The sequence below is a fragment of the Streptomyces sp. NPDC002853 genome, from assembly GCF_053591915.1.
The window spans coordinates 513,547-535,056 of the sequence record NZ_JBSFUS010000001.1 but is presented as its reverse complement, the minus strand read 5'-3'; the positions used below and the strand labels follow the sequence as shown (position 1 = coordinate 535,056).

Genomic DNA, 21,510 nt, shown 5'->3' with positions numbered 1-21,510 from the left:
TGTCATGACAACCACATCCCCGCCCACCGCGGCGGATCCCGCTGGTTCGAGCCCCGCATCCAGTAAAGCCCCCGGCACCGACAGTCGCCCCGGGCGGCTGCTCGCCGTCGTCATCGCCGCCCAGTTCATGGCGCTGCTCGACGTATTCATCGTCAATGTCGCCGCGCCCACCATCCGCACCGAACTGGGCGCGTCCGGCGCGGGCCTGCAACTGGTGATCGCCGGCTACACCATCACGTACGCCGTGCTCCTGATCACCGGTGCGCGGCTCGGCGACCGCCTCGGACACCGGCGCGTCTACCTCATCGGCCTCGCGGTCTTCACCGTCGCCTCGCTCGCCTGCGGACTCAGCCGCGGGACGGGCGAGTTGATCGCCTTCCGGCTGTTGCAGGGCGCGGGCTCGGCGCTGCTCATCCCGCAGGTGCTCAGCCTGATCCAGCGCAACTTCACCGGGGAGGCGCGGACGAAGGCGCTCGGCGCGTACGCGGCCACGCTCGCCGTGGGGGCCGCCGCGGGGCAGGTACTCGGCGGTGTCCTCGTCAGCGCCGACCTGTTCGGCACGGGATGGCGACCGGTGTTCCTGGTGAACGTGCCGGTGGGGCTGGTCCTGCTGATCATGGCGGGGCGCGTGCTGCCTCGTGACGCCGCGCGGGAACCGGGGGAGGGCCGGCGGGCGCGTGGGCTCGATCTGCCGGGGCTCGTGCTGCTCGGCGCCGCCGTCTCGCTGATCACCGTGCCGCTGGTGCTCGGTCAGGAGGAGAACTGGCCGCTGTGGTCCTGGCTCTCGCTGGGGTCCGCGCTGCCGCTCTTCGCCCTCTTCTGCGCGTACGAGTCCCGGCTCGCCCGCGACGGCGGCGCACCACTGATCTCGCCGAGGGTCCTGCGCATCCCCGGCATGGGCCTCGCCGTCTTCCGGATCGCGGCGGTGATGGGGGTCAACGCGGGCTTCCTGTTCGTGCTCACGCTGCACATCCAGGGCGGCCTCGGCTACAGCGCGCTGCGCGCCGGTCTGACGTTCGCGCCGACCGCGGTGGTCTTCGGCGCGGTCGGCCTGACGTGGCGCCGCTGGCCCGCGGTGCTCCAACGGGCACTGATCCCCGGCGGGTTCGCGCTCACCGCGGTCTCGTCGGCCGCCGTGGGGCTGCTGCTCCGGGACGGCGGGGAGGGCGGGCCGTGGCTGTATGTGGCCTTCGTGGGCATCGGGGCCGGCCTCTCCCTGGGGTTCAGCCCGACGCTGACCCGGGCGCTCTCCACGGTGCGGCCCGAGGACGCCGCGGACGCCAGTGGTCTTCTGTCGACGGTCGCTCAGCTCGGCCAGTTGATCGGCGTCGCGTGTTATGGCGCACTTTTTCTCAACCGGCTTGAGTCACAAGGGGCTCCGGGGGCGTATTCATCCGCGGACGCCCTCCTGGTGTGCACATACGCCCTGGCCGGGGCGGCCGCACTGGGCGCCGTGTCCGGACTGGTACGACTGCGTCGCTGACCGGGTCGCTCAGGCCGTGGCAGAATCGGACAGCCGGAAGGGGACCGCACCAGACCACCGATTGTGACCCGACGGGAGGGAGAGCGATGCCTGCGAGCATCCTCGATGGGGCCGACGGCCCCATCGCAGTGGCCGCGCCACGACGCGCTGCCGCTCCCTTCGCGGCGATCCCTCTCCTCACCTGTCCGTCCTGCGGTTCGTCCCATGTCGCCCAAGTTCTCGGCGACAACGGCGGTGTCTCGTACGTGTGCACGGCCTGCGGCCGCAGCTGGAGCTGATTGATGGGTGCACACAGGCGGAAGTGCGACTGGTGCGGCAGTGGCACGCCGATCGTCCGCGACATGGAACCGGTCAACCAGGACTACCAGTACTGGTGCGAGGAGTGCGCGCGGGCGCTGATCATAAAGGGCGACCCCATCGAGACGTACCGCGAACTCGAAGGGGAGCCGATCTATGGCCGGCTGCTCGACGAACACTGCACGCTGAAGCGCTTCTACTCCTTCGCCACGGCTTGACCTCGCCTCATCCTCAGGAGGGCCCGGCCTCCGGCTCCTTGCAGCAGGAACGCGAAAGCGGTCCCTACGTAGAGGGCTGACAGCGTCATCTCGCCATGGTTCTGGTCGAGTTCGAGCCGCCCCACGCCGTGCGGGACCCACCACAGGGCGTACGAACAGAAGACGAGGACCGTCGCGCCGGTGGCCGCCCACCGGGCGCGGCCGCCCCGGCGCACCGCCTCCGTCCACATGAGCAGCGCCATCGGTACGCACCACACCCAGTGGTGCGACCACGACACCGGGCTCACCAGGAGCGCCGTCGCGGCGCAGCTCACCGCCGCCCGGGCGCGCTCCCCGCGGAGCGCCGCGCGCACCGCGACCGTCAGCCCGAGCGCGCCGGCCGCCGCCGCGGCCACGATCCACCAGATGCCGGGCTCCTCGGTGTGCAGGAGCCGGGCGAGCACCCCGCGCAGAGACTGGTTCGCGGTGTCCTCGGGGAGACCGACCCGACCCGCCTCGAAGACCATCCGGGTCCAGAAGCGCCGCGAGTCGTACGGCAGGACGGCGGCCGCGAGCAGCGTCGCGCCGGCGAAGGAGGCGGCCGCCACGCACGCGTGCCGTACGGGTACGCGCCACTGCCCACGCCGCGCGGCCTCCGCGGCCCCGGTGAGCAGCAGGAACACCGCGAAGAGCGCGGGCGTGAGCTTGATCGCGGCCGCGATGCCGATGCCCAGGCCCGCCCAGCGGTGGCCGGGGCGGCGGCAGAGATCCCACAGGACCAGGACGGCGAGCAGCAGATTGATCTGGCCGTACCGCAGGGTCGTCCACACCGGCTCGGCCCAGACCGCGAGCGCGGCCACCCACAGGGCGGTCTCCACGCGCGCGTGCCCCATGAGCCGCAGGGCGAGCTGCGTGAAGGTCACCAGGAGGAGCAGGTTCCCCAGCGTCGCCAGGGTGCGCATCTCCGCCGTGTCCAGGAGCGTCAGCGGCGTGAACAGCAGGGCGGCGAACGGCGGGTAGGTGGTGGGCAGATGAGCCTCGGTGGTCCGCAGCGCGTAGAGATCACCGCCCGCGCGCACGGTCTCGCCCTCGGCCCGGTAGACCATCAGGTCGATCATCGAGACGTCCGCGGCGCGCTGCGCGAGCCAGAAGGCCGTGAAGGAGAGCAGGCAGGCCCCGGCGGCGAGGGGCACGCGGCGGCGGGCGCCGACAAGCGCGATCACGGTCACGAAGGCAGACAGTACCGGCCGTATCGGTACAGACCGGAAACGATTTGGTGGAGCACGGGGAGGACCGTGTAATGTTGGCGAAGCCGCCGGGGGAACCGGGCGGACAAGCAAGGGGCTATAGCTCAGTTGGTAGAGCGCCTGCATGGCATGCAGGAGGTCAGGAGTTCAATTCTCCTTAGCTCCACAGAAGATGAGAGCGGGCCACCCGGATCGGGTGGCCCGCTTTCGTGTGTCCGACCAGGTATCCAGGTGTGGGTCACTGCCGTCCGCTGCCGAGTGCCCTGCGGCCACGGCCGCGGCCCGGCGGCAGCGCGAGCGGCAGCGCCGTGCGCGGCGAGGGCTTGGACGGGTCTTCCTCGATGCGCAGGGCGAGCGCCGGGCAGCGGCGTACGGCACGCTCGGCACGCGCTTCGGAGTACCGCGGTACGGACGCTTCCGCCACACCGGGGAAGCCGTCGGGGCCCAGCTGGATCAGCTCGGGGACGATGTCCGCGCACAGCCCGTGGCCCTGGCACAGCGTCCAGTCGACGGCGAGCCTGCGGCCACTGGGGGCCTCGGCCTGCGGCACCTCCTCCTGGAGCGGCAGGACGCCCTCCACGGGACGCCCGCAGCCGCCGCCGAGGACGTGCGCGGCGAGGTCGTCGGTGAACGCGGAGATCGTGGACTCGATGAACGCCGCCGTCCCGTCCGGGTGCTTGCAGGCCCCGCGTCGCTTCACGGCCCGTGTCACCTCGCGCAGCGCCTCCAGAGCCGTGGGACCGCCGCCGTCCAGGACGTCCGCGAGGCCGCGGGCCGCCGCGGGAAGGCCCAGATAGCAGGGGCCGCACTGTCCCGCGCTCTCGGAGGCCAGCCAGTTCGCCACGTGCAGCGCCTCCCCGAGAGGACAGGTGCCGGCGCCGATCGGCAGGATCGCGCCCGCGCCGAGCGCGCCCCCGCAGGCCTCCAGGGAGGCGCGTGAGACGACCGCGTCGTGAGCGGTGACCGCGTCGAGCCACTTGCCGTGATAGCCGCCCGTCAGGACGCCCTGGGGGAGCGGCGGGGCGCCTGCCAGCTGCAGTACGTACCGCAGGGGCACTCCGGTGGGGACCTCGACCACCATGGGCCGCGCGACGGCTCCGGAGACGGTGAGCAGCACCGTGCCGGGCTCGTCCCGCAGGCCGGTGCGGCAGTAGCGGTCGGGGCCTATCCGGGCGGCGACCGCGAGCTGGGCGAAGGTCTCCGCGTTGGACAGGAGCGTGGGGGCGCCGCCCACCCCGGAGTCGGAGGTCCGCACCTTGCGGCCCGGCGGCATGGGCGGGCCGCCGTCCGCCGAACGCACCAGGGCCGACGATTCGCCCGTGACCATGCGCACCGGATTGCGCTGCACGCGCGCGCGGATGCTCGATCCGCGCCGGTTGGTCAGGCCGCGCTCGGCGAGGGCCGCCAGCATCGAGGACTCGGTGGAGTCCCGCGTGACGCCCACGACGAGCGTGCGGGCGCCCAGTGCCTCGGCGGCGAGGAGAGCGCCGTCGAGGATGAGGTGCGGGGCCCGGTTGATCAGGACGGTGTCCTTGCGGCAGGCCGGTTCGTCCTCGCTGCCGTTGATGACGACCACGGGGCGCACGCCGCGACGTATCGCCGCGTCGGCGACCGAGCGCAGCTTCTTGGCGAACGGGAAGCCAGCGCCGCCCCTGCCGCGCAGCGAGATGGACTCGGAGAGGGAGGCGAGCGACTCGCCCGCCATGGGTTCGAGCGGGCCGTGCACCTTCAGGTGCATCGCCAGATCGAGGCGCTCGACCAGGTCGAAGCCCGAGGTCAGGAGCGGAAGCCCGACGACTCGGACTTCGGGGACGTCGGGCAGCGACGCGTTCACTTGGGGCCTCCGGAGGCGGCGTTCCAGGGTTCGCCCGAACTCGGCGCCTGGAAGGTGTGGGGCAGCGGTTCAGTGGCGGGACCGTTGTCGTACGGGGCTTGGTAGGGGGCCTGGTACGGAGGGTCGGTGGTCGCGCCGTACAGCGGGTCGTAGGCGGTGTCGTGGGAGCGGTAGCCGGGGTCCTCCGAGCCGTACGCGGTGGAGTGGGTGTCGTACGCGTACGAGGTGTCGTCGTACGGGATGTGCGGGGCCTCGGCCGGGGGCGGCGGGGACGGGGACGGCCAGCGGGGCGCCTGGGGCTCGGTGTGCGGCTCGGTGTGCGGCAGCACCTCCGTGACCTCCGTGGGCTGGTTGGTGGAGGCGAGGACGCGGTAGGCCGCCGCGATGCCGACCACCGGGGTGGTGTCGGGCCCGTCTTCGGGGGCACGGCCGGGAGCGGCGGCCGTGCCGGGGAGCGGGGACTCGGTGGTGTCCCGGCGCACGGCGTCTCGGCCGCCCGCCCTGCGCTCCGGTTCGAGGACGGCCAGGATGCGGGCGGCCACCTTCCGCTTGATCGGGAGCGGGGACGCGCGTAGCGCGACCGCGCCCGCGACGGCGACCAGGCAGAGGCTGTAGAGGACGATCACCCACGGCTTGGGGGCGCGTCCCGCGTACAGGCCGTGGATCAGCGCCGAACACCAGGCCGGGTAGGCGAGCATGTGCAGCGCGCGCCAGCGCGACGCGACCTGGGCCGGGGAGGCGAAGGCGCTGCGCAGGGCTCCGGTGACGCCGGTGACCACCATGAGGAGCCCGGCGAGTGAGCCGAGGCCGATGAGCCCGTCACTGCCCGAGAAGCCCATCCCGAAGGGGATGAAGGCGCCGACCGGGGACACGTGGTCGAGCGCGAGCTTGACGGTGACGTGCAGCAGCAGAAAGCCGATCGAGGCGACCGCGGTGGCCCGGTGCACGGCCTGGGCGAGCAGTCGCTGACGGGAGTGCAGGAAGAGCCGGTCCGTGGCGACCAGGCCCCAGACGACGGCGGCGGTCAGGGAGACCAGGGACAGGACGCCGGTGGTGAAGTCGAGTGCGGCGCGGAAGGCGTCGCTCCCGATGACCACCAGCAGGGGTATGAGAAGCAGCGCGGCGGTCATCAGGACTCCGCGCGTGGTTCTGCTCGGTTCGGGGAAGGCTGCGAACGAACGGCTCTTGCGGGCGGTGCGGTTGGAGCGGCTCTTGCGAGGAGGATTCAGAGGGTTCATGGGGGCGACTCCGAAATGGCTCGATCGCCGCATGCTAAGTGTCCTCATACCGGCGAGTACGCGGTTTGAGTTATTGCGTCGTTATCTAAAAGCGATGCGATCTTGGTGTTGCCCCGATAGCGGTCGGTACGCGGAGTAACCCTTGGCCAAAGGTGGGCCTTCGGTTCGCCGGCACACCGCGCGGCGGCGTCGAGCGGTGCGGTGGAACCTCGTCGCGGGCCGCGCGGGCGCTGCGGTACCCTGACGCCATGCGTGCCGTACGCCTTCTGCTTAGCGGGCCGCGCTGATCAGTCCCGACCGCCGGAAAATCGCGGTCGGCATCGGCGCGGCGTCCCCTCCTGTGTGAGGGGCTTTTTCATTTGGCCGGGACGGTCATTTCCGCAGGCAGAGACGATCGATGGAGCTTTGAGGATCATGAGCGAGACGAATTCTGCTGCCGCCTCCGAGGTGGCCGCACCGCACCGCTACACGGCCGCCCTGGCCGCCGAGATCGAGGCACGCTGGCAGGACTTCTGGGACGCCGACGGCACGTACGAGGCGCCCAACCCGAGCGGTGACCTGGCGCCCGGCGACGACGCGCAGGCCGCGCTGGTCGCCAAGCCCAAGAAGTTCATCATGGACATGTTCCCGTACCCCTCCGGAGCGGGCCTGCACGTCGGGCACCCGCTGGGTTACATCGCCACGGACGTCTTCGCGCGCTTCCAGCGGATGAACGGCCACAACGTCCTGCACACCCTGGGCTTCGACGCGTTCGGCCTGCCCGCCGAGCAGTACGCCGTGCAGACGGGCACCCACCCGCGGGCCTCCACCGAGGCCAACATGGAGAACATGAAGGCGCAGCTGCGCGGCCTGGGCCTGGGCCACGACAAGCGCCGCTCCTTCGCGACGATCGACCCGGACTACTACAAGTGGACCCAGTGGATCTTCGTACAGATCTTCAACTCCTGGTACGACACCGACGCGAAGAAGGCCCGCCCGATCGCCGACCTGGTCGCGCAGTTCGACAGCGGTGAGCGTGCCGTACCGGGCACCACGCGCGCGTGGAGCGAACTGGACGCCTCCGAGCGCGCGGAGGTCCTGGGCGAGTACCGCCTGGCGTACGCCTCGGACGCGCCCGTCAACTGGTGCCCCGGCCTGGGCACCGTCCTGGCCAACGAGGAGGTCACCGCCGACGGACGCTCCGAGCGCGGCAACTTCCCCGTCTTCAAGGCCAAGCTGCGCCAGTGGAACATGCGCATCACCGCGTACGCGGACCGCCTGCTGGACGATCTGGACGCGCTGGACTGGCCCGAGGCCATCAAGCTGCAGCAGCGCAACTGGATCGGCCGCTCCGAAGGCGCCCGTGTGGCCTTCCCCGTCGGCACCGAGGACGGCGACGCGATCACCGTCTTCACCACCCGCCAGGACACCCTGTTCGGCGCCACCTACATGGTCCTGGCGCCCGAGCACGAGCTGGTCGACAAGGTCATCCCCGACGCCTGGCCCGAGGGCACCCACGAGACGTGGACCGGCGGGCACGCCACGCCGGCCGAGGCCGTCGCCAAGTACCGCGCGTTCGCCGCGTCCAAGTCCGACGTCGAGCGCCAGGCCGACGCCAAGGAGAAGACCGGCGTCTTCACCGGTGTCTACGCCACCAACCCGGTCAGCGGCGAGCAGGTCCCGGTCTTCATCGCCGACTACGTGCTGATGGGCTACGGCACCGGCGCGATCATGGCCGTCCCGGCGCACGACAGCCGTGACTTCGCCTTCGCGCGCGCCTTCAACCTGCCGATGCGCTGTGTCGTCGAGCCCGCGGACGACCGCGGCACCGACCCCTCGACGTGGGACGACGCCTTCTCCTCGTACGAGGCGAAGCTGATCAACTCCACGAACCCGGAGATCTCCCTGGACGGCCTGGACGTCGCCGGTGCCAAGGCGCGCATCACCGGCTGGCTGGCCACCCGCGGCATCGGCGAGGGCACCGTCAACTTCCGCCTGCGCGACTGGCTGTTCAGCCGTCAGCGCTACTGGGGCGAGCCGTTCCCGATCGTCTACGACGAGGACGGCGTCGCCCACTCGCTGCCCGAGTCGATGCTGCCCCTGGAGCTGCCGGAGGTCGAGGACTACTCCCCGCGCACCTTCGAGCCGGACGACGCGGACACCTCCCCGGAGACGCCGCTGTCCCGCAACGAGGACTGGGTCAACGTCGAGCTGGACCTGGGCGACGGCGTGAAGCGCTACCGCCGCGAGACCAACACCATGCCCAACTGGGCGGGTTCGTGCTGGTACGAGCTGCGCTACCTGGACCCGCACAACGACCAGAAGCTGGTCGACCCGGAGGTCGAGCAGTACTGGATGGGCCCGCGCGAAGGACAGCCGACCGGCGGCGTCGACCTGTACGTGGGCGGCGCCGAGCACGCGGTGCTGCACCTGCTGTACGCCCGCTTCTGGTCGAAGATGCTGTTCGACCTGGGGCATGTCTCGTCCAGCGAGCCGTTCCACAAGCTGTTCAACCAGGGCATGATCCAGGCCTACGTCTACCGCGACAGCCGCGGCTTCCCGGTCCAGGCGACCGAGGTCGAGGAGCGCGACGGCCAGTACTTCTTCGAGGGCGAGCCGGTCAAGCGCGAGCTGGGCAAGATGGGCAAGTCCCTGAAGAACGCCGTCACTCCGGACGAGATCTGCGAGGAGTACGGCGCGGACACCCTGCGCCTGTACGAGATGGCGATGGGCCCGCTGGACGTCTCGCGCCCGTGGGACACGCGCGCGGTGGTGGGCCAGTACCGCCTGCTGCAGCGGATGTGGCGTCTGATCGTCGACGAGTCGACCGGTGAGGTCACCGTCGCCGACGTCGCGGAGTCCGACATCGCCGAGGGCACGCTGCGCGCCCTGCACAAGGCGATCGACGGCGTGCGCCAGGACCTGGACGGCATGCGGTTCAACACCGCCATCGCCAAGATCACCGAGCTGAACAACTACCTGACCAAGGAGGGCGGCACGCTGCCGCGCTCGGTCGCCGAGCGCCTGGTGCTGCTGATCGCTCCGCTGGCCCCGCACGTCGGCGAGGAGCTGTGGCGCAAGCTGGGCCACACCGACTCGGTCGTCCACCAGGACTTCCCGGTGGCCGACCCGGCGTACGTCGTGGACGAGAGCGTGACCTGCGTCGTGCAGATCAAGGGCAAGGTCAAGGCGCGCCTGGAGGTTTCCCCGTCCATCTCCGACGAGGAGCTGGAGAAGGTGGCCCTGGGTGACGAGAGGGTGCTGGCCGCGCTGGACGGCGCCGGGATCCGCAAGGTCATCGTTCGGGCGCCGAAGCTGGTGAACATCGTTCCGGCGTAACGCCGGGCACTGAGCGCGCGCCGGGGGCATGAGGGTAGTCCCCTACGGGCAGGTTGGGGGTTCCGTCGGAACCCTCGGCCTGCTCTTTGCGTTTACCGTTGAAGAGTCGGTGCGGAACTCGCCGCAGGACCTGAGAGGAGCGTCATGGAAGCCGTGGGCGTGATCGTGGCACTGCTCGTCCTGCTGTTCGTCGTTTTTGGTGCGTACATGACGGTGAAGGCGGTCGGAGCCGCCAAGCGCGGCGTGGACCGCACGATCTCGCAGGCGCGCCGCTCGGTGGAGGACACGACGCTCCGCGCCAGGAGCTTCGCGCAGGTGGGCACGGCCGGCGAACTGGCCCAGCTGCGGCTCAAGTTGCGCACGTCGATGCGGGCCACGCAGGACGCCCTGCAGGCGGGCGTGGTCGAAGACGCCTCGCTGAAGGAGTCCCTGGGCCTCTTCGAGCGGCTCAGCGCGCACGGGCACGAGCTGGACGACGAGCTCAGGCGCCTTGAGCGGGACCCCGACAAGACGTCCCTGGCATCGCGGCTCCCCGCGCTGCGAGAGCGTACGGCGCAGATCACGAAGTCGGCGGACTCGCTCCGGTGGGCGGTGCGCGACAGGTCCCACCGGTTCGCCGACGACGACCTGGACTCGCTGAGTTCGCAGATCGACCTGGAGACGGGCGCCCTGCGGCACTGGACGAAGGAGCCCGCGCCCACGCAGGCACCCGCCGCGTGGCCCGAGCCCGAGCCGGCGGCGGACGCGGGCAAGGGGGCCGAGCAGACGTGGACGGAGCCGTCGGCGCAGCCGGAGCGGGCGAAGCCGGCGGATCAGGCCGAGCCGTCCGCGGCGGCGGAGGGGTCGGCGCGGCCGGCCATCACGCCGCCCACGCCGCGGCCCACCTATCCCTGGGAGAATCAGGCCAGGCCCGAGAGCACGACGTGACCGCACGGGTGAGTGACCGCACGGGTGACCTGGCACGGCCGCGAGCGCGACTGGCAGACTGACGCCCAACAGGTCCGGCAGGGACGCGGGCAAGGGGCCGGGCTGCCGCCGTCGGGCCCAGGCAGGTAATCTCCACCGCATGTCCCGTCATGTCGCGATCGTCACGGATTCAACGGCCTATCTGCCGCAGCGGACGATGGAGCGGCACGGCATCACGTCGGTACCCCTGACCGTGGTCCTCGGCGACCAGGCTCTCGAAGAGGGCACGGAGATCTCAGCCCGTTCCCTGGCCCTGGCGCTGCAGAAACGGCGCTCCGTGACCACCTCGCGGCCGAGCCCGGAAGTCTTCGCGCAGACCTATCGCAAGGTCGCCGAGTCGGGCGCGAGCGCCATCGTCTCGCTGCATCTGTCCGCCGAGTTCTCGGGCACGTACGACGCGGCGGTCCTCGCCGCGAAGGACGCGCCGGTGCCGGTACGGGTGGTGGACACCGGGATGGTCGCGATGGCCCTCGGCTTCTGCGCCCTCGCGGCGGCGGAGGCGGCCGAGGCTGGCGGCTCGATGGACGAGGCGGTGACCGCGGCGGAGAAGAGAGCCGCGAACACGTCCGCGTACTTCTACGTCGACACGCTGGACTACCTGCGCCGCGGCGGCCGGATCGGCGCCGCACAGGCCCTGTTGGGCTCGGCCCTCGCGGTGAAGCCGCTGCTCCAGCTGGACGGCGGACGCATCGAGATGCTGGAGAAGGTGCGGACGGCCTCCAAGGCCATCGCCCGCCTCGAGGAGATCGTGGTGGAACGGGCCGGGTCGAACCGCGTGGACATCGCGGTGCATCACCTGGCGGCCCCGGACCGCGCAACAACCTTGGCGGACCGCCTCAGGGACCGGGTGCCCGGCCTGGCGGAGCTGCATGTGAGCGAGGTGGGCGCGGTGATCGGGGCGCATACGGGGCCGGGGTTGTTGGGGGCTGTGGTTTCGCCCTGGTGAGGGGTGAGGGGTGAGGGGTGAGGGGTGAGGAGTGGGTGTGAGGGGCGAGGGGTGAGCGTGAGGGTGAGGGTGAGGGTGAGGGTGAGGGAGTTTTCCACAACCCTTGGGTAATCCACGGGAATTGACCAAGATCAACGCGGTTCCGCTGCAGTGCCTAGCGTCGTCGGCATGGCACTTCGATCACTTTCACGGACATCCGCCGCGACGAGCGGACCGGGGCGAGACCCCGCGTCAGACGGTCGCGCGCGATACGGGCATGCCCGCGGGCGGGCGCTCCGGCGCGGACACGCTTCGGCGGAAGCGCGGGCACAGGCGGTGCGGCGGCGCGCGGAGGTGCTTTTCCCTGCTGGGGGCGAACGGGTCGAACGGGCCGAAGGGGGCGGAACCGGCGGGGGGTTGAGGTCGGGGGCGCCGCCGGGGCCGGGGCCCGAGCTTGGATCGGAGCCCGAGCCGGGGGTGAAGGCTGGGGGGCGGGGATTTTCTCGGACGTACGGTGCGGCGCGGGCGCAGGCGCAGCCGCGGGTTGTGCGGTGGCGGCAGCTGGAGTTGGACGCCGTGGGGCATGGGGCGCCGGTGCCGGCGCCGGAGCGGGCGCCGGAGCCGGAGCCGTTGCCGGAGCCGGTGCTTCAGTCGCAGGCTGCGCCGACGGCGCAGGGTGTGGGGGCAGCGCAGGGCGTGCGGGCGGTTCGGTCGGTGTCGCAGCAGCCGGAGGCCGTGACGCTGCCGCGGGCCGTGCGGGGGCAGTCTCGGGGCGTGTCAGGGGCGGATGGTGTGGCTGTGCCGCGGGTTCAGGCGCGGGCCGTAATTGCGGAGTCCCGAGGGGCTCAGCAGGCGGAGGCTCCTGGGGTCCGGGAGGGGGCGCGGGCGGATGCTGGGGCTGTGCCGCGGGTTCAGGGGCGGGTCGGCGTTTCGGAGCACCGGGGGACTCGGCAGGCGGAGGCTTCCGGGGCCGCCGATGGCGAGGGCGGGCCGCCGTTGCCGGGGCGGGTGGGGCTTGCGGTGCGGGAGCGGTTGCCGCTGTGGCTGCAGCTGCGGTGTGGCCTTGAGCGGCGCAGCCTGGTCGCGCTCCTGGTGGTCCTCGCCCTCGCGGCGGTCTTCGCCGCCCAGCACTTCTGGGCGGGGCGGACGCAGCCGGTGCGGGCGCCGGACGTGGTCGGGGCGGCGCCCGATCGGGGCGCGCAGCCGTCTCCGTCACCAGGGGCCCCGCCTCCCGCGGAGGGTGATGGCCGACAGGCGGCCGGTCCCGGCGGGGGTCGGATCGTCGTGGATGTCAGCGGAAAGGTCCGCAGTCCCGGGATCTTGCGGATGCCCGCGGGTTCCAGGGTCGCCGACGCGCTCAAGGCCGCGGGCGGTGTGCGCCCCGGTGCCGACACGGACGGCCTCAACCGCGCCCGACTCCTCATCGACGGCGAACAGGTGGTGGTCGGCGCTCCGGCAGCCGCACCGGCTGCTCCGGCGGCACCTGGCGCGGGGGCGGGGGCGTCCGCGGGGGCGACGGGAGCGAGCCCCACCGCTCCGGTCGGCCTGAACACGGCTACCGCCGAGCAACTCGACGAACTGCCGGGCGTCGGCCCCGTGTTGGCGCAGCACATCATCGACTACCGCACGGAACACGGCGGTTTCCGCTCTGTGGACGAGCTGCAAGAGGTCAATGGGATCGGCGACAAGCGTTATGCCGACCTGCAGAATCTCGTACGGCCATGAGAGCGCCGAGCCGGGCGGCCGACGCACCGGAGCCTTCAAGGGCCCCGGGAACCCCCGCTGTTCGCGCCCCGGACGGCCACCGGCTCACGGGCCCCCGGCCGCGTCCGGAGGGCCCGCTGGACCTGCGCCTCGTGCCACCGGCTCTCGCGGCGTGGGGCACCGCGGCCCTGACGCTGGACGCCCCGCCTCGGTGGGTGATCGCGGCCGTAGTGGTCTGTGTGGCGGTGGCCGGCGTCCTGATGGTGACGTGGACGGTGAGGGGGCGACGGGGCCTGTGGGACCTGCGGGATGCGCGGGGTGTGCGGGATGCGCGGGGTGTGCGGGACGAGTCAGAGCCGTCCGCCGGCCGGCGGCAGCGGCACTCCTGGCAGCGGGTGTCGGTGGCCGCCGTCCTCCTCTGTGCAGCGGCGGGCGCCACCTCTGCGGCATTGCACGGGGCCGACCTGCACCGGGGGCCGGTACCTGCCCTGGCGCGTCAATACGCCGAGGCGGAGGTCGAGTTGGAGGTCACCTCCGACCCCCGGCTGACCCGACCGCGCATCACGGGGGCGCATGCGTTGCCGCCCTCCGTCATGTTGAACGCGGAGATCGTCCAGGTGAAGTCACCGGATGGCAGTACCTCCGTGACACGCACTCCGGTGCTGGTCTTCGCTGAGAGCGGGGGTGGGGGCAGGGACGAGAAGGCGGGAGGGAGTGGGCCCGGGGATTTCGTCGGGCCAGGGTCGAAGGGCCACGAGGCCTTCGCTGTGCCCTGGGCCAGGGCACGCTGGCTTGCGCTGCTGCCTTCGACCAGGCTGCGGGTTCATGTGAGCCTTTCGCCTTCCTTGCCGCGGGGTGACCGGGTCGCGGCGGTGCTGCGGGTGGCCGGGGAGTCGGTGCCGCGGGTGATCGAGGGGCCGTCGGGGCCGCAGCGGGTGGCGGGGCGGTTGCGGGGTGGATTGCGGGAGGCCACGGACGGCTTGCCGCCCGACGCGCGGGCGTTGTTGCCAGGGCTGGTGGTGGGGGACACCTCGCGCGTGCCGCCCGAGCTGGAAGAGGCATTCAGGGCGACCGATCTGACGCACCTTCTGGCGGTGAGCGGGGCCAACCTCACGATCGTCCTTGCCCTGCTCATCGGTCCGCCCAGCCTTGCCCAGCGTGCTGAACGCCGGGGCATCGCGCCGCGGCTCGGGATTTCGCTGCGGGCGACCGCGTTGCTGGGCGGCGTCCTCACCCTCGGCTTCGTCATCGTCTGCCGACCGGACCCCAGTGTGCTGCGGGCCGCGGCCTGTGGGCTGATCGCGCTGCTCGCCATCGGCACGGGCCGGCGCCGTTCGCTGATCCCGGCCCTGGCCGCCGCCGTACTGCTGCTCGTCCTGTACGACCCGTGGCTGGCCCGGAGCCCCGGCTTCCTGCTCTCCGTCCTGGCCACCGGAGCGCTGCTCACCCTCGCCCCGAGGTGGAGTGCTGCCCTGCGCAGACGCCGGGTTCCGCCGCGGCTGGCGGAGGCGTTGGCGGCCGCGGCCGCGGCGCAGGCGGTGTGCGCGCCCGTCGTCGCCGTCATCGCGGCACGGGTGAGCCTGGTGGCGGTGCCCTGCAACCTCCTGGCGGAGGTGGCCGTGGCGCCCGCCACGGTCCTCGGCTTCGCCACGCTCGCGGCCGCGCCGGTCGCGATGCCGGTGGCCAAGGCTCTGGCGTGGTGCGCGAGTTGGCCGACGGGGTGGATCGCGGACATCGCCCGCACGGGGGCGGGCCTGCCCGGCAGCGGGGTCGACTGGCCCGGCGGTTGGCGCGGCGGTCTGCTGCTGGCCCTCGCCACGGTCGGCGTGGTGTTGGTCGGCCGCAGGCTCATCAGGCACCCGTGGCTCAGCGCGGCCTGCGCCCTGCTGCTTCTCCTCGCGGTCGTGCAGCCTCCGCCCCTCACCCGGGTGATCGCGGGCTGGCCGCCGCCGGGGTGGCGGTTCGTGATGTGTGACGTGGGCCAGGGGGACGCGACGGTGCTCGCCGCCGGTGACGGGGCGGGAGTGGTCGTCGACGCGGGCCCCGATCCGGTGCTCATGGACCGCTGTCTGCGTTCACTGGGCGTGACGCGTGTGCCGCTCGTGCTGTTGACGCACTTCCACGCTGATCACGTGGCGGGTCTGCCGGGGGTGCTGCGGGGGCGTTCGGTCGGCGCGATCCAGACGACGGGGTACCAAGAGCCGCCCGAGCAGGCGCGGTTCGTACGGGCGCAGGCGGCCGCTCATCGGGTCCCGGTGAGTCACGCCGTGGCGGGGGAGCGGCGCCGCGCGGGTGCGGGCGCCCTCGACTGGCAGGTGCTCTGGCCCACGACACCAGGCCCGGGGGCGGGGGCGGGGCCGACTCCCGATGGTGCGAACGACGCCAGCGTGACGCTGCTCGTCCGGGCGATGGGGGTGACCCTGCTCCTGCTCGGTGATCTCGAACCGCCCGCCCAGCGAGCCCTGACGCGTACCCCGGCCGTGGCGGCGCTGCCACCCGTGGACGTGCTCAAGGTCGCCCACCACGGCTCGGCCTACCAGGACCCCGAGCTCCTGCGGCGGGCCGCGCCGCGCCTCGCCCTCATCTCCTGCGGGCGGGACAACTCGTACGGACACCCGGCACCCCGCACGCTCGCGGCGCTGCGGGCCGGGGGAGCGGAGGTGCTGCGAACGGACACGAACGGCTCGATCGCGGTGTCGGGCCCAAACAACAGGTCGGCGGCCGAACCGAGGAACGATTCGGCGGCCGAGCCGAGGGACGGACCACCCTTGAAGGTGACCACCCGGCCCCCGTGACGGGCGGGCCGCAGAGGTCGCCCACCCCTCCTCGCAGCCGCCCCGAGCTGCCAAACCCCCACTCAGGAGGCCCCATTCGGTTGCTCACGACGGTTTCAGCGCTATCGCGGGATTTCAGTGCAGTGGGTTCATGTTGCATCGAATGCCGCAACGGTGATCGAATGCCTCTTCGTGACCAGAGTTGTCAAGGTGCGCGGGGGTGTGTCGCAAATGTTCGGCCGTTGGCTGGGAGACCGTACGAACCGAGCCGGTCGGATGAACCGAGCCGGTCGGATGAACCGAGCCGGTCGGATGAACCGAGCCGGTGGGGCGGGGCACGCCGGTGGGGTGGGCCGTGCCGGTCAGGCCGGGCGAGCGGGGCGAGGAGGCGGGCCTCTTTCCGCGGTGGCGGTTCCGCCCAGTGCGGGCGTGCTCAGTTGCCGGGTGCTCGACCCCGTCAATGAACCCGTGCGGCACGCGGAGTTCGCGGTCAGCGATGCCATGGGGCGCAAGGTCGTCGGTGGGGGACTTGATCCTTACGGTTCGTTCGTCGCGACCGTTCCTGCCGGGGACTACCGCCTGGCGGTCTCGGCGGAAGGGTTCACCCCGTACCGGGCCAACGCCACCGTCGGGGAGAGCGCGCACGCCTCGCTCGGTGACGTCATGCTCCAGATAGCCCCGCCCCCGGCGCTGCCCGAGCCCGGTGACTGGGAGATCGACCCCCTGCACTCGTCGGTCGCCTTCACCGCGCGGCACATCGGTCTTGCCCGTATCCACGGCCGGTTCAACAGCTTCGCGGGGGCCATCCGGCTGGGGGAGCGCATGGAGGACTCCGCGATGCACGTTGTCATCGACGCCGCCTCCATCGACACCGCGGTGGGGATGCGCGACGACCACCTGCGGTCCAAGGACTTCCTCGACGTGGAGCGCTTCCCCACGATGGAGTTCTACGGCGACCGCTTCGTGCACAAGGGCGGCACCCGTTGGGCGATCACGGGCGGCCTGACGCTGCACGGCGTGACGCGCACGGTGACGCTGGAGACGGAGTATCTCGGGGTGGGCCAAGGCCTGGAGGGCGAGACCCGGGTGGCCTGCCGGGCCTCCACCGAACTGCATCGCGACGACTTCACGATCAACTGGCAGACGATGCTGGCCCGTGGCATCGCGGCGGTCGGACCCAGCATCTCGATCGACCTCGACATCCAGGTCCTGCCCAAGAGCTGACGCCGGCCTCCCGCGCGCCGCGGGCCGTCACGGAGCCTCGAGCCAGCCCTCGTGCTCCGCCGCCAGATCGTCCAGTGCCGTCCGGTCAAGGCGCCGCTCCGGGTCCTCGATCACGACCAGCCACTGGGCGTCCTCGGCGTCGTCCTCGCCGGCCAGGGCGTCCCGGACGAGCTGGGGCTGCTCGCGCACGCCGAAACGGTCGGGGAGCTCTTCGGCGACTTCCTCCGCGGCATCGCGGTCGGGCAGCACCAGGACATGTCGTACGTCGGTCACCCGCCCATTCTCCGGTACAGGGGGAGGCGGTCGGGAACCGGCCGTACGGGACGGGTTGTCAGTGCCGCGTGGGATGCTTTACCGCGATGGCCAGGAAGACAGATACCGCCGACCCGCTCGTTCCTCTCACGCTCGCCGTGGGTCAGGAGGACCTCCTCCTCGACCGTGCCGTGCAGCAGGTGGTCGCGGCCGCCCGTGCCGCGGACGCCGACACGGACGTGCGCGACCTCACCTCCGACCAGCTGCAGCCCGGCACGCTCGCCGAGCTGACCAGTCCCTCGCTCTTCGCCGAGCGCAAGGTCGTGGTCGTACGCAACGCGCAGGACCTGTCGGCCGACACGGTCAAGGACGTGAAGGCGTATCTCGCGTCGCCGGCCGAGGAGATCACCCTCGTCCTGCTGCACGCGGGCGGTGCCAAGGGCAAGGCCCTGCTCGACGCCGCCCGTAAGGCGGGGGCCCGTGAGGTCGCCTGCCCCAAGATGACGAAGGCCGCGGACCGGCTCTCGTTCGTACGGAGCGAGTTCCGCGCGCTGGGGCGTTCGGCCACGCCCGAGGCGTGCCAGGCCCTGGTCGACTCGATCGGCAGCGATCTGCGGGAGCTTGCCTCGGCGGTGTCCCAGCTGGTGGCTGACGTCGAGGGCACGATCGACGAGGCGGTCGTCGGGCGCTACTACACGGGCCGGGCCGAGGCCTCCAGTTTCACCGTGGCCGACCGGGCGGTGGAGGGGCGGGCCGCGGAGGCGCTGGAGGCGTTGCGGTGGTCCCTGTCCACCGGGGTCGCTCCCGTACTGATCACCAGTGCGTTGGCACAGGCCGTGCGGGCGATCGGGAAGCTGTCCTCCGCGCGGGGCGGGCGGCCGGCGGATCTTGCCCGGGAGCTGGGGATGCCGCCGTGGAAGATTGACCGGGTCCGGCAGCAGATGAGGGGGTGGACCCCCGACGGGGTCGCGGTGGCCCTGCGGGCCTGCGCGGAGGCTGACGCGGGGGTCAAGGGTGGGGGCGATGATCCCGAGTACGCCCTGGAGAAGGCTGTCGTCGCGATTGCCCGTGCGGCGAGGTCCCGACAGGGGTAGTCGCTCCGCGGGCGGTGCGGGTGCCTGCGGGCCGCTTGTGGCTGGTTGCGCAGTTCCCCGCGCCCCTGAAAGTGCGTCTGCCCGCTGGAAAGCCGCGCCTGCATCGTGGCTGCTCGCGCCGTTCCCCGCGCCCCTGGAACAGCGTCTGTCCGTCTGGAAAGCCGCCCGTGCGTCGTGGCTCGTCGCGCAGTTCCCCGCGCCCCTGATGGGGCCCGCCGTCGGTTGTCGTCCGCGGGTCGCCTGTGGTCGCTCGCGCAGTTCCCCGCGCCCCTTGCGGAACGCCCCCGTGCCCCCGGACACAGCAATGCCCCCGGAGTGGGCCGGGGGCATCGTCGCAGCGTGGCGTACTGCGTGGTCTGTCCGCGATTCGAGGTAGAGGGCTCGAATTACCCTCGCGGGAAGGATTGATCAGCGCCCCGGCGGACCGGGGCAAGGGGTTCAGCCCTGGAGGGTCGCAACCTTCGAAGCAAGCGCCGACTTCTTGTTGGCGGCCTGGTTCTTGTGGATGACACCCTTCGAGACAGCCTTGTCGAGCTGACGCGAAGCCTCACGCGTCGCCTCGACGGCCTTCTGGGTGTCGCCTGCGGCAACGGCCTCGCGGGCCTTGCGGATCGCGGTCTTCAGCGAAGACTTGACCGCCTTGTTGCGCTGACGCGCCTTCTCGTTGGTCTTGATCCGCTTGATCTGGGACTTGATGTTCGCCACGAAAGAGCCTTTTCAGGTTCAGGTACTGACTGCAGAGGTACTGCAGATGAATTTTCTTTGACACGTGCCTCAGGTCCGAGAGGGCCAGGAGACACAGCTGCCCAGATTACCAGCCGGTCCCCGACCGGCCCAATCCGGGCCCCGCCGCCCACCCCGACCGGCCCACACCGGGTCCAGTGCCTCACCCATGGGACCATGGAACCTACGTATAGATCCGACCCGAGGCGACAGGCGCCTCAAGAGACAGGACCCTGCGTGCCCGCGACCCCTAAAAATGTGCCCGAGCCGAGCCGTACCGACCCGGCTCTGATCCGTAATTTCTGCATCATCGCGCACATCGACCACGGCAAGTCCACGCTTGCCGACCGGATGCTCCAGCTGACCGGCGTGGTCGACCAGCGCCAGATGCGTGCTCAGTACCTCGACCGCATGGACATCGAGCGCGAGCGCGGCATCACGATCAAGTCCCAGGCGGTGCGTCTGCCCTGGGCCCCCACGGAGGGGCCCGAGAAGGGCAGTACGCACGTTCTCAACATGATCGACACCCCGGGGCACGTGGACTTCACGTACGAGGTGTCGCGCTCGCTGGCCGCCTGTGAGGGCACGATCCTCCTGGTCGACGCGGCGCAGGGCATCGAGGCTCAGACTCTCGCCAACCTCTATCTGGCGATGGAGAACGACCTCAAGATCGTTCCGGTGCTCAACAAGATCGACCTGCCGGCCGCCCAGCCGGAGAAGTTCTCCGAGGAGCTCGCCAACCTCATCGGTTGCGACCCGGAGGACGTGCTGAAGGTCTCCGCGAAAACCGGTATGGGCGTCGAGGCGCTCCTCGACAAGGTCGTCGCCGAGGTCCCGCCGCCGGTCGGTGTCGCCGACGCGCCCGCGCGCGCGATGATCTTCGACTCGGTGTACGACTCGTACCGTGGCGTCGTGACGTACGTCCGTGTGGTCGACGGCCAGCTCAACAAGCGTGAGCGGATCCGGATGATGTCCACCGGCGCCACGCACGAACTGCTCGAGATCGGTGTGTCGTCCCCCGAGATGACCCCGGCCGACGGCATCGGCGTCGGCGAGGTGGGCTACATCATCACCGGCGTGAAGGACGTCCGTCAGTCCAAGGTCGGTGACACGATCACCTCCCTGCACAAGGGCGCCACCGAAGCCCTCGGCGGTTACAAGGACCCGAAGCCGATGGTCTTCTCGGGTCTCTATCCGCTGGACGGCTCGGAGTACCCCGACCTCCGCGAGGCCCTGGACAAGCTGCAGCTCAACGACGCCGCGCTGGTCTACGAGCCGGAGACGTCGGCCGCGCTCGGCTTCGGCTTCCGCGTGGGCTTCCTGGGGCTGCTCCACCTCGACGTGATCCGTGAGCGGCTCGAGCGCGAGTTCGGGCTCGACCTCATCGCCACCGCTCCGAACGTGGTCTACCGCGTGGTCATGGAGGACGGCACCGAGCACCAGGTCACCAACCCGAGTGAGTTCCCCGAGGGCAAGATCGACGAGGTCTTCGAGCCCGTCGTACGCGCCACGCTCCTCGCGCCCAGCGAGTTCATCGGCTCGATCATGGAGCTGTGCCAGAACCGGCGCGGCACCCTGCTCGGCATGGACTACCTCTCCGAGGACCGCGTGGAGATCCGCTACACGCTGCCGCTCGCCGAGATCGTCTTCGACTTCTTCGACCAGCTGAAGTCCAAGACCCGCGGTTACGCCTCCCTGGACTACGAGCCCACCGGCGAGCAGTCCGCCCAGCTCGTCAAGGTCGACATCCTGCTGCACGGCGACAAGGTCGACGCCTTCTCCGCCGTCACCCACAAGGACGCCGCGTACGCGTACGGCGTGCGCCTGGTGGCCAAGCTGCGCGAGCTCATCCCGCGCCAGGCCTTCGAGATCCCCGTCCAGGCCGCGATCGGCTCCCGGGTCATCGCCCGCGAGACCATCCGCGCCATCCGCAAGGACGTCCTCGCCAAGTGCTACGGCGGTGACATCTCCCGTAAGCGCAAGCTCCTGGAGAAGCAGAAGGAGGGCAAGAAGCGCATGAAGATGGTCGGCTCCGTCGAGGTGCCGCAGGAAGCCTTCATCGCGGTGCTCTCCAGTGACGACAGCGGTCCGGGCAAGGCGAAGAAGTAGCTCACGCCTCGGCTGCCGTCCCGTTTGCCACGGGCGTCACACCGGCATCTCAGCGGGTCCGTCGCGCTCTTGCGCGGCGGACCCGTTCTTGTAGGAAGTGACAGGCAGAAGCCCCTTACGCACCG

The 21,510-nt window shown here is 71.3% G+C and carries 16 protein-coding genes and 1 tRNA gene; 12 read left to right on the top strand and 5 right to left on the bottom strand.

The window, feature by feature from the left end; all coding sequences use genetic code 11:
- Positions 1-4: 4 nt before the first annotated feature.
- The 3 genes from ACWD02_RS02390 to ACWD02_RS02380 all read left to right on the top strand — a co-directional run bounded on the left by ACWD02_RS02390 (position 5) and on the right by ACWD02_RS02380 (position 1,998).
- The gene (locus ACWD02_RS02390) at positions 5-1,483 is read left to right on the top strand and encodes an MFS transporter (RefSeq protein WP_451203598.1); all 1,479 of its coding nucleotides are present in this window, start codon (positions 5-7) and stop codon (positions 1,481-1,483) included.
- A gap of 86 nt (positions 1,484-1,569) precedes the next feature.
- The gene (locus ACWD02_RS02385) at positions 1,570-1,761 is read left to right on the top strand and encodes a hypothetical protein (protein ID WP_451203596.1); all 192 of its coding nucleotides are present in this window, start codon (positions 1,570-1,572) and stop codon (positions 1,759-1,761) included.
- Between the two features lie 3 nt (positions 1,762-1,764).
- A complete protein-coding gene (locus ACWD02_RS02380) occupies positions 1,765-1,998 on the top strand; it encodes a hypothetical protein (RefSeq protein ID WP_006137425.1) in 234 nt (77 codons plus the stop codon).
- Here the strand turns inward: ACWD02_RS02380 and ACWD02_RS02375 are convergent.
- Entirely contained in the window at positions 1,977-3,206 is a 1,230-nt protein-coding gene (locus ACWD02_RS02375; RefSeq protein WP_451203594.1) for a glycosyltransferase 87 family protein, read from the bottom strand. The genes ACWD02_RS02380 and ACWD02_RS02375 overlap by 22 nt on opposite strands.
- A gap of 111 nt (positions 3,207-3,317) precedes the next feature.
- On the opposite strand from ACWD02_RS02375, the gene ACWD02_RS02370 reads away from it, so the two are divergent.
- Positions 3,318-3,390 (top strand) — tRNA-Ala (locus tag ACWD02_RS02370).
- A gap of 72 nt (positions 3,391-3,462) precedes the next feature.
- On the opposite strand, the gene ACWD02_RS02365 is transcribed toward ACWD02_RS02370, so the two are convergent.
- Both ACWD02_RS02365 and ACWD02_RS02360 read right to left on the bottom strand, forming a co-directional pair.
- On the bottom strand, positions 3,463-5,058 hold the full coding sequence (locus ACWD02_RS02365; RefSeq protein WP_451203592.1) for an NADH-ubiquinone oxidoreductase-F iron-sulfur binding region domain-containing protein: 1,596 nt from the start codon (positions 5,056-5,058) through the stop codon (positions 3,463-3,465).
- Positions 5,055-6,296: a cytochrome b/b6 domain-containing protein gene (locus tag ACWD02_RS02360; RefSeq protein WP_451203590.1), complete on the bottom strand. Its 1,242-nt coding sequence runs from the start codon at positions 6,294-6,296 to the stop codon at positions 5,055-5,057. The genes ACWD02_RS02365 and ACWD02_RS02360 overlap by 4 nt, the downstream gene beginning before the upstream one ends.
- A 414-nt stretch (positions 6,297-6,710) precedes the next feature.
- Between ACWD02_RS02360 and leuS the strand changes: the two genes are divergently transcribed.
- The 6 genes from leuS (at position 6,711) to ACWD02_RS02330 (ending at position 17,207) form a co-directional block, all read left to right on the top strand.
- Positions 6,711-9,614, top strand: a complete 2,904-nt coding sequence (leuS, locus tag ACWD02_RS02355) for a leucine--tRNA ligase (RefSeq protein WP_451203588.1) — start codon at positions 6,711-6,713, stop codon at positions 9,612-9,614.
- A gap of 144 nt (positions 9,615-9,758) precedes the next feature.
- Entirely contained in the window at positions 9,759-10,541 is a 783-nt protein-coding gene (locus ACWD02_RS02350) for a hypothetical protein (protein ID WP_451203586.1), read from the top strand.
- A 139-nt stretch (positions 10,542-10,680) separates the two neighbouring features.
- Positions 10,681-11,526, top strand: a complete 846-nt coding sequence (locus ACWD02_RS02345; protein ID WP_451203584.1) for a DegV family protein — start codon at positions 10,681-10,683, stop codon at positions 11,524-11,526.
- An 804-nt stretch (positions 11,527-12,330) separates the two neighbouring features.
- Positions 12,331-13,230 carry a helix-hairpin-helix domain-containing protein gene (locus ACWD02_RS02340; RefSeq protein WP_451204367.1) on the top strand — a complete coding sequence of 300 codons (900 nt, stop codon included), beginning with the start codon at positions 12,331-12,333 and terminating at the stop codon, positions 13,228-13,230.
- Positions 13,227-16,004 carry a ComEC/Rec2 family competence protein gene (locus ACWD02_RS02335; RefSeq protein WP_451203582.1) on the top strand — a complete coding sequence of 926 codons (2,778 nt, stop codon included), beginning with the start codon at positions 13,227-13,229 and terminating at the stop codon, positions 16,002-16,004. The genes ACWD02_RS02340 and ACWD02_RS02335 overlap by 4 nt, the downstream gene beginning before the upstream one ends.
- A 210-nt stretch (positions 16,005-16,214) precedes the next feature.
- The gene (locus ACWD02_RS02330; RefSeq protein WP_451204365.1) at positions 16,215-17,207 is read left to right on the top strand and encodes a YceI family protein; all 993 of its coding nucleotides are present in this window, start codon (positions 16,215-16,217) and stop codon (positions 17,205-17,207) included.
- Between the two features lie 27 nt (positions 17,208-17,234).
- On the opposite strand, the gene ACWD02_RS02325 is transcribed toward ACWD02_RS02330, so the two are convergent.
- Positions 17,235-17,480 carry a hypothetical protein gene (locus tag ACWD02_RS02325; protein WP_399386554.1) on the bottom strand — a complete coding sequence of 82 codons (246 nt, stop codon included), beginning with the start codon at positions 17,478-17,480 and terminating at the stop codon, positions 17,235-17,237.
- An 86-nt stretch (positions 17,481-17,566) separates the two neighbouring features.
- Here ACWD02_RS02325 and holA point away from each other — a divergent pair, with 86 nt between their 5' ends.
- Positions 17,567-18,553, top strand: coding sequence for a DNA polymerase III subunit delta (gene holA, locus ACWD02_RS02320; protein ID WP_451203580.1), 987 nt, complete (start codon positions 17,567-17,569; stop codon positions 18,551-18,553).
- Positions 18,554-18,991: 438 nt separating this feature from the next.
- On the opposite strand, the gene rpsT is transcribed toward holA, so the two are convergent.
- On the bottom strand, positions 18,992-19,258 hold the full coding sequence (rpsT, locus tag ACWD02_RS02315) for a 30S ribosomal protein S20 (RefSeq protein WP_135334171.1): 267 nt from the start codon (positions 19,256-19,258) through the stop codon (positions 18,992-18,994).
- Positions 19,259-19,513: 255 nt separating this feature from the next.
- On the opposite strand from rpsT, the gene lepA reads away from it, so the two are divergent.
- Positions 19,514-21,385, top strand: coding sequence for a translation elongation factor 4 (gene lepA, locus ACWD02_RS02310; protein ID WP_451203578.1), 1,872 nt, complete (start codon positions 19,514-19,516; stop codon positions 21,383-21,385).
- Positions 21,386-21,510 lie beyond the last annotated feature (125 nt).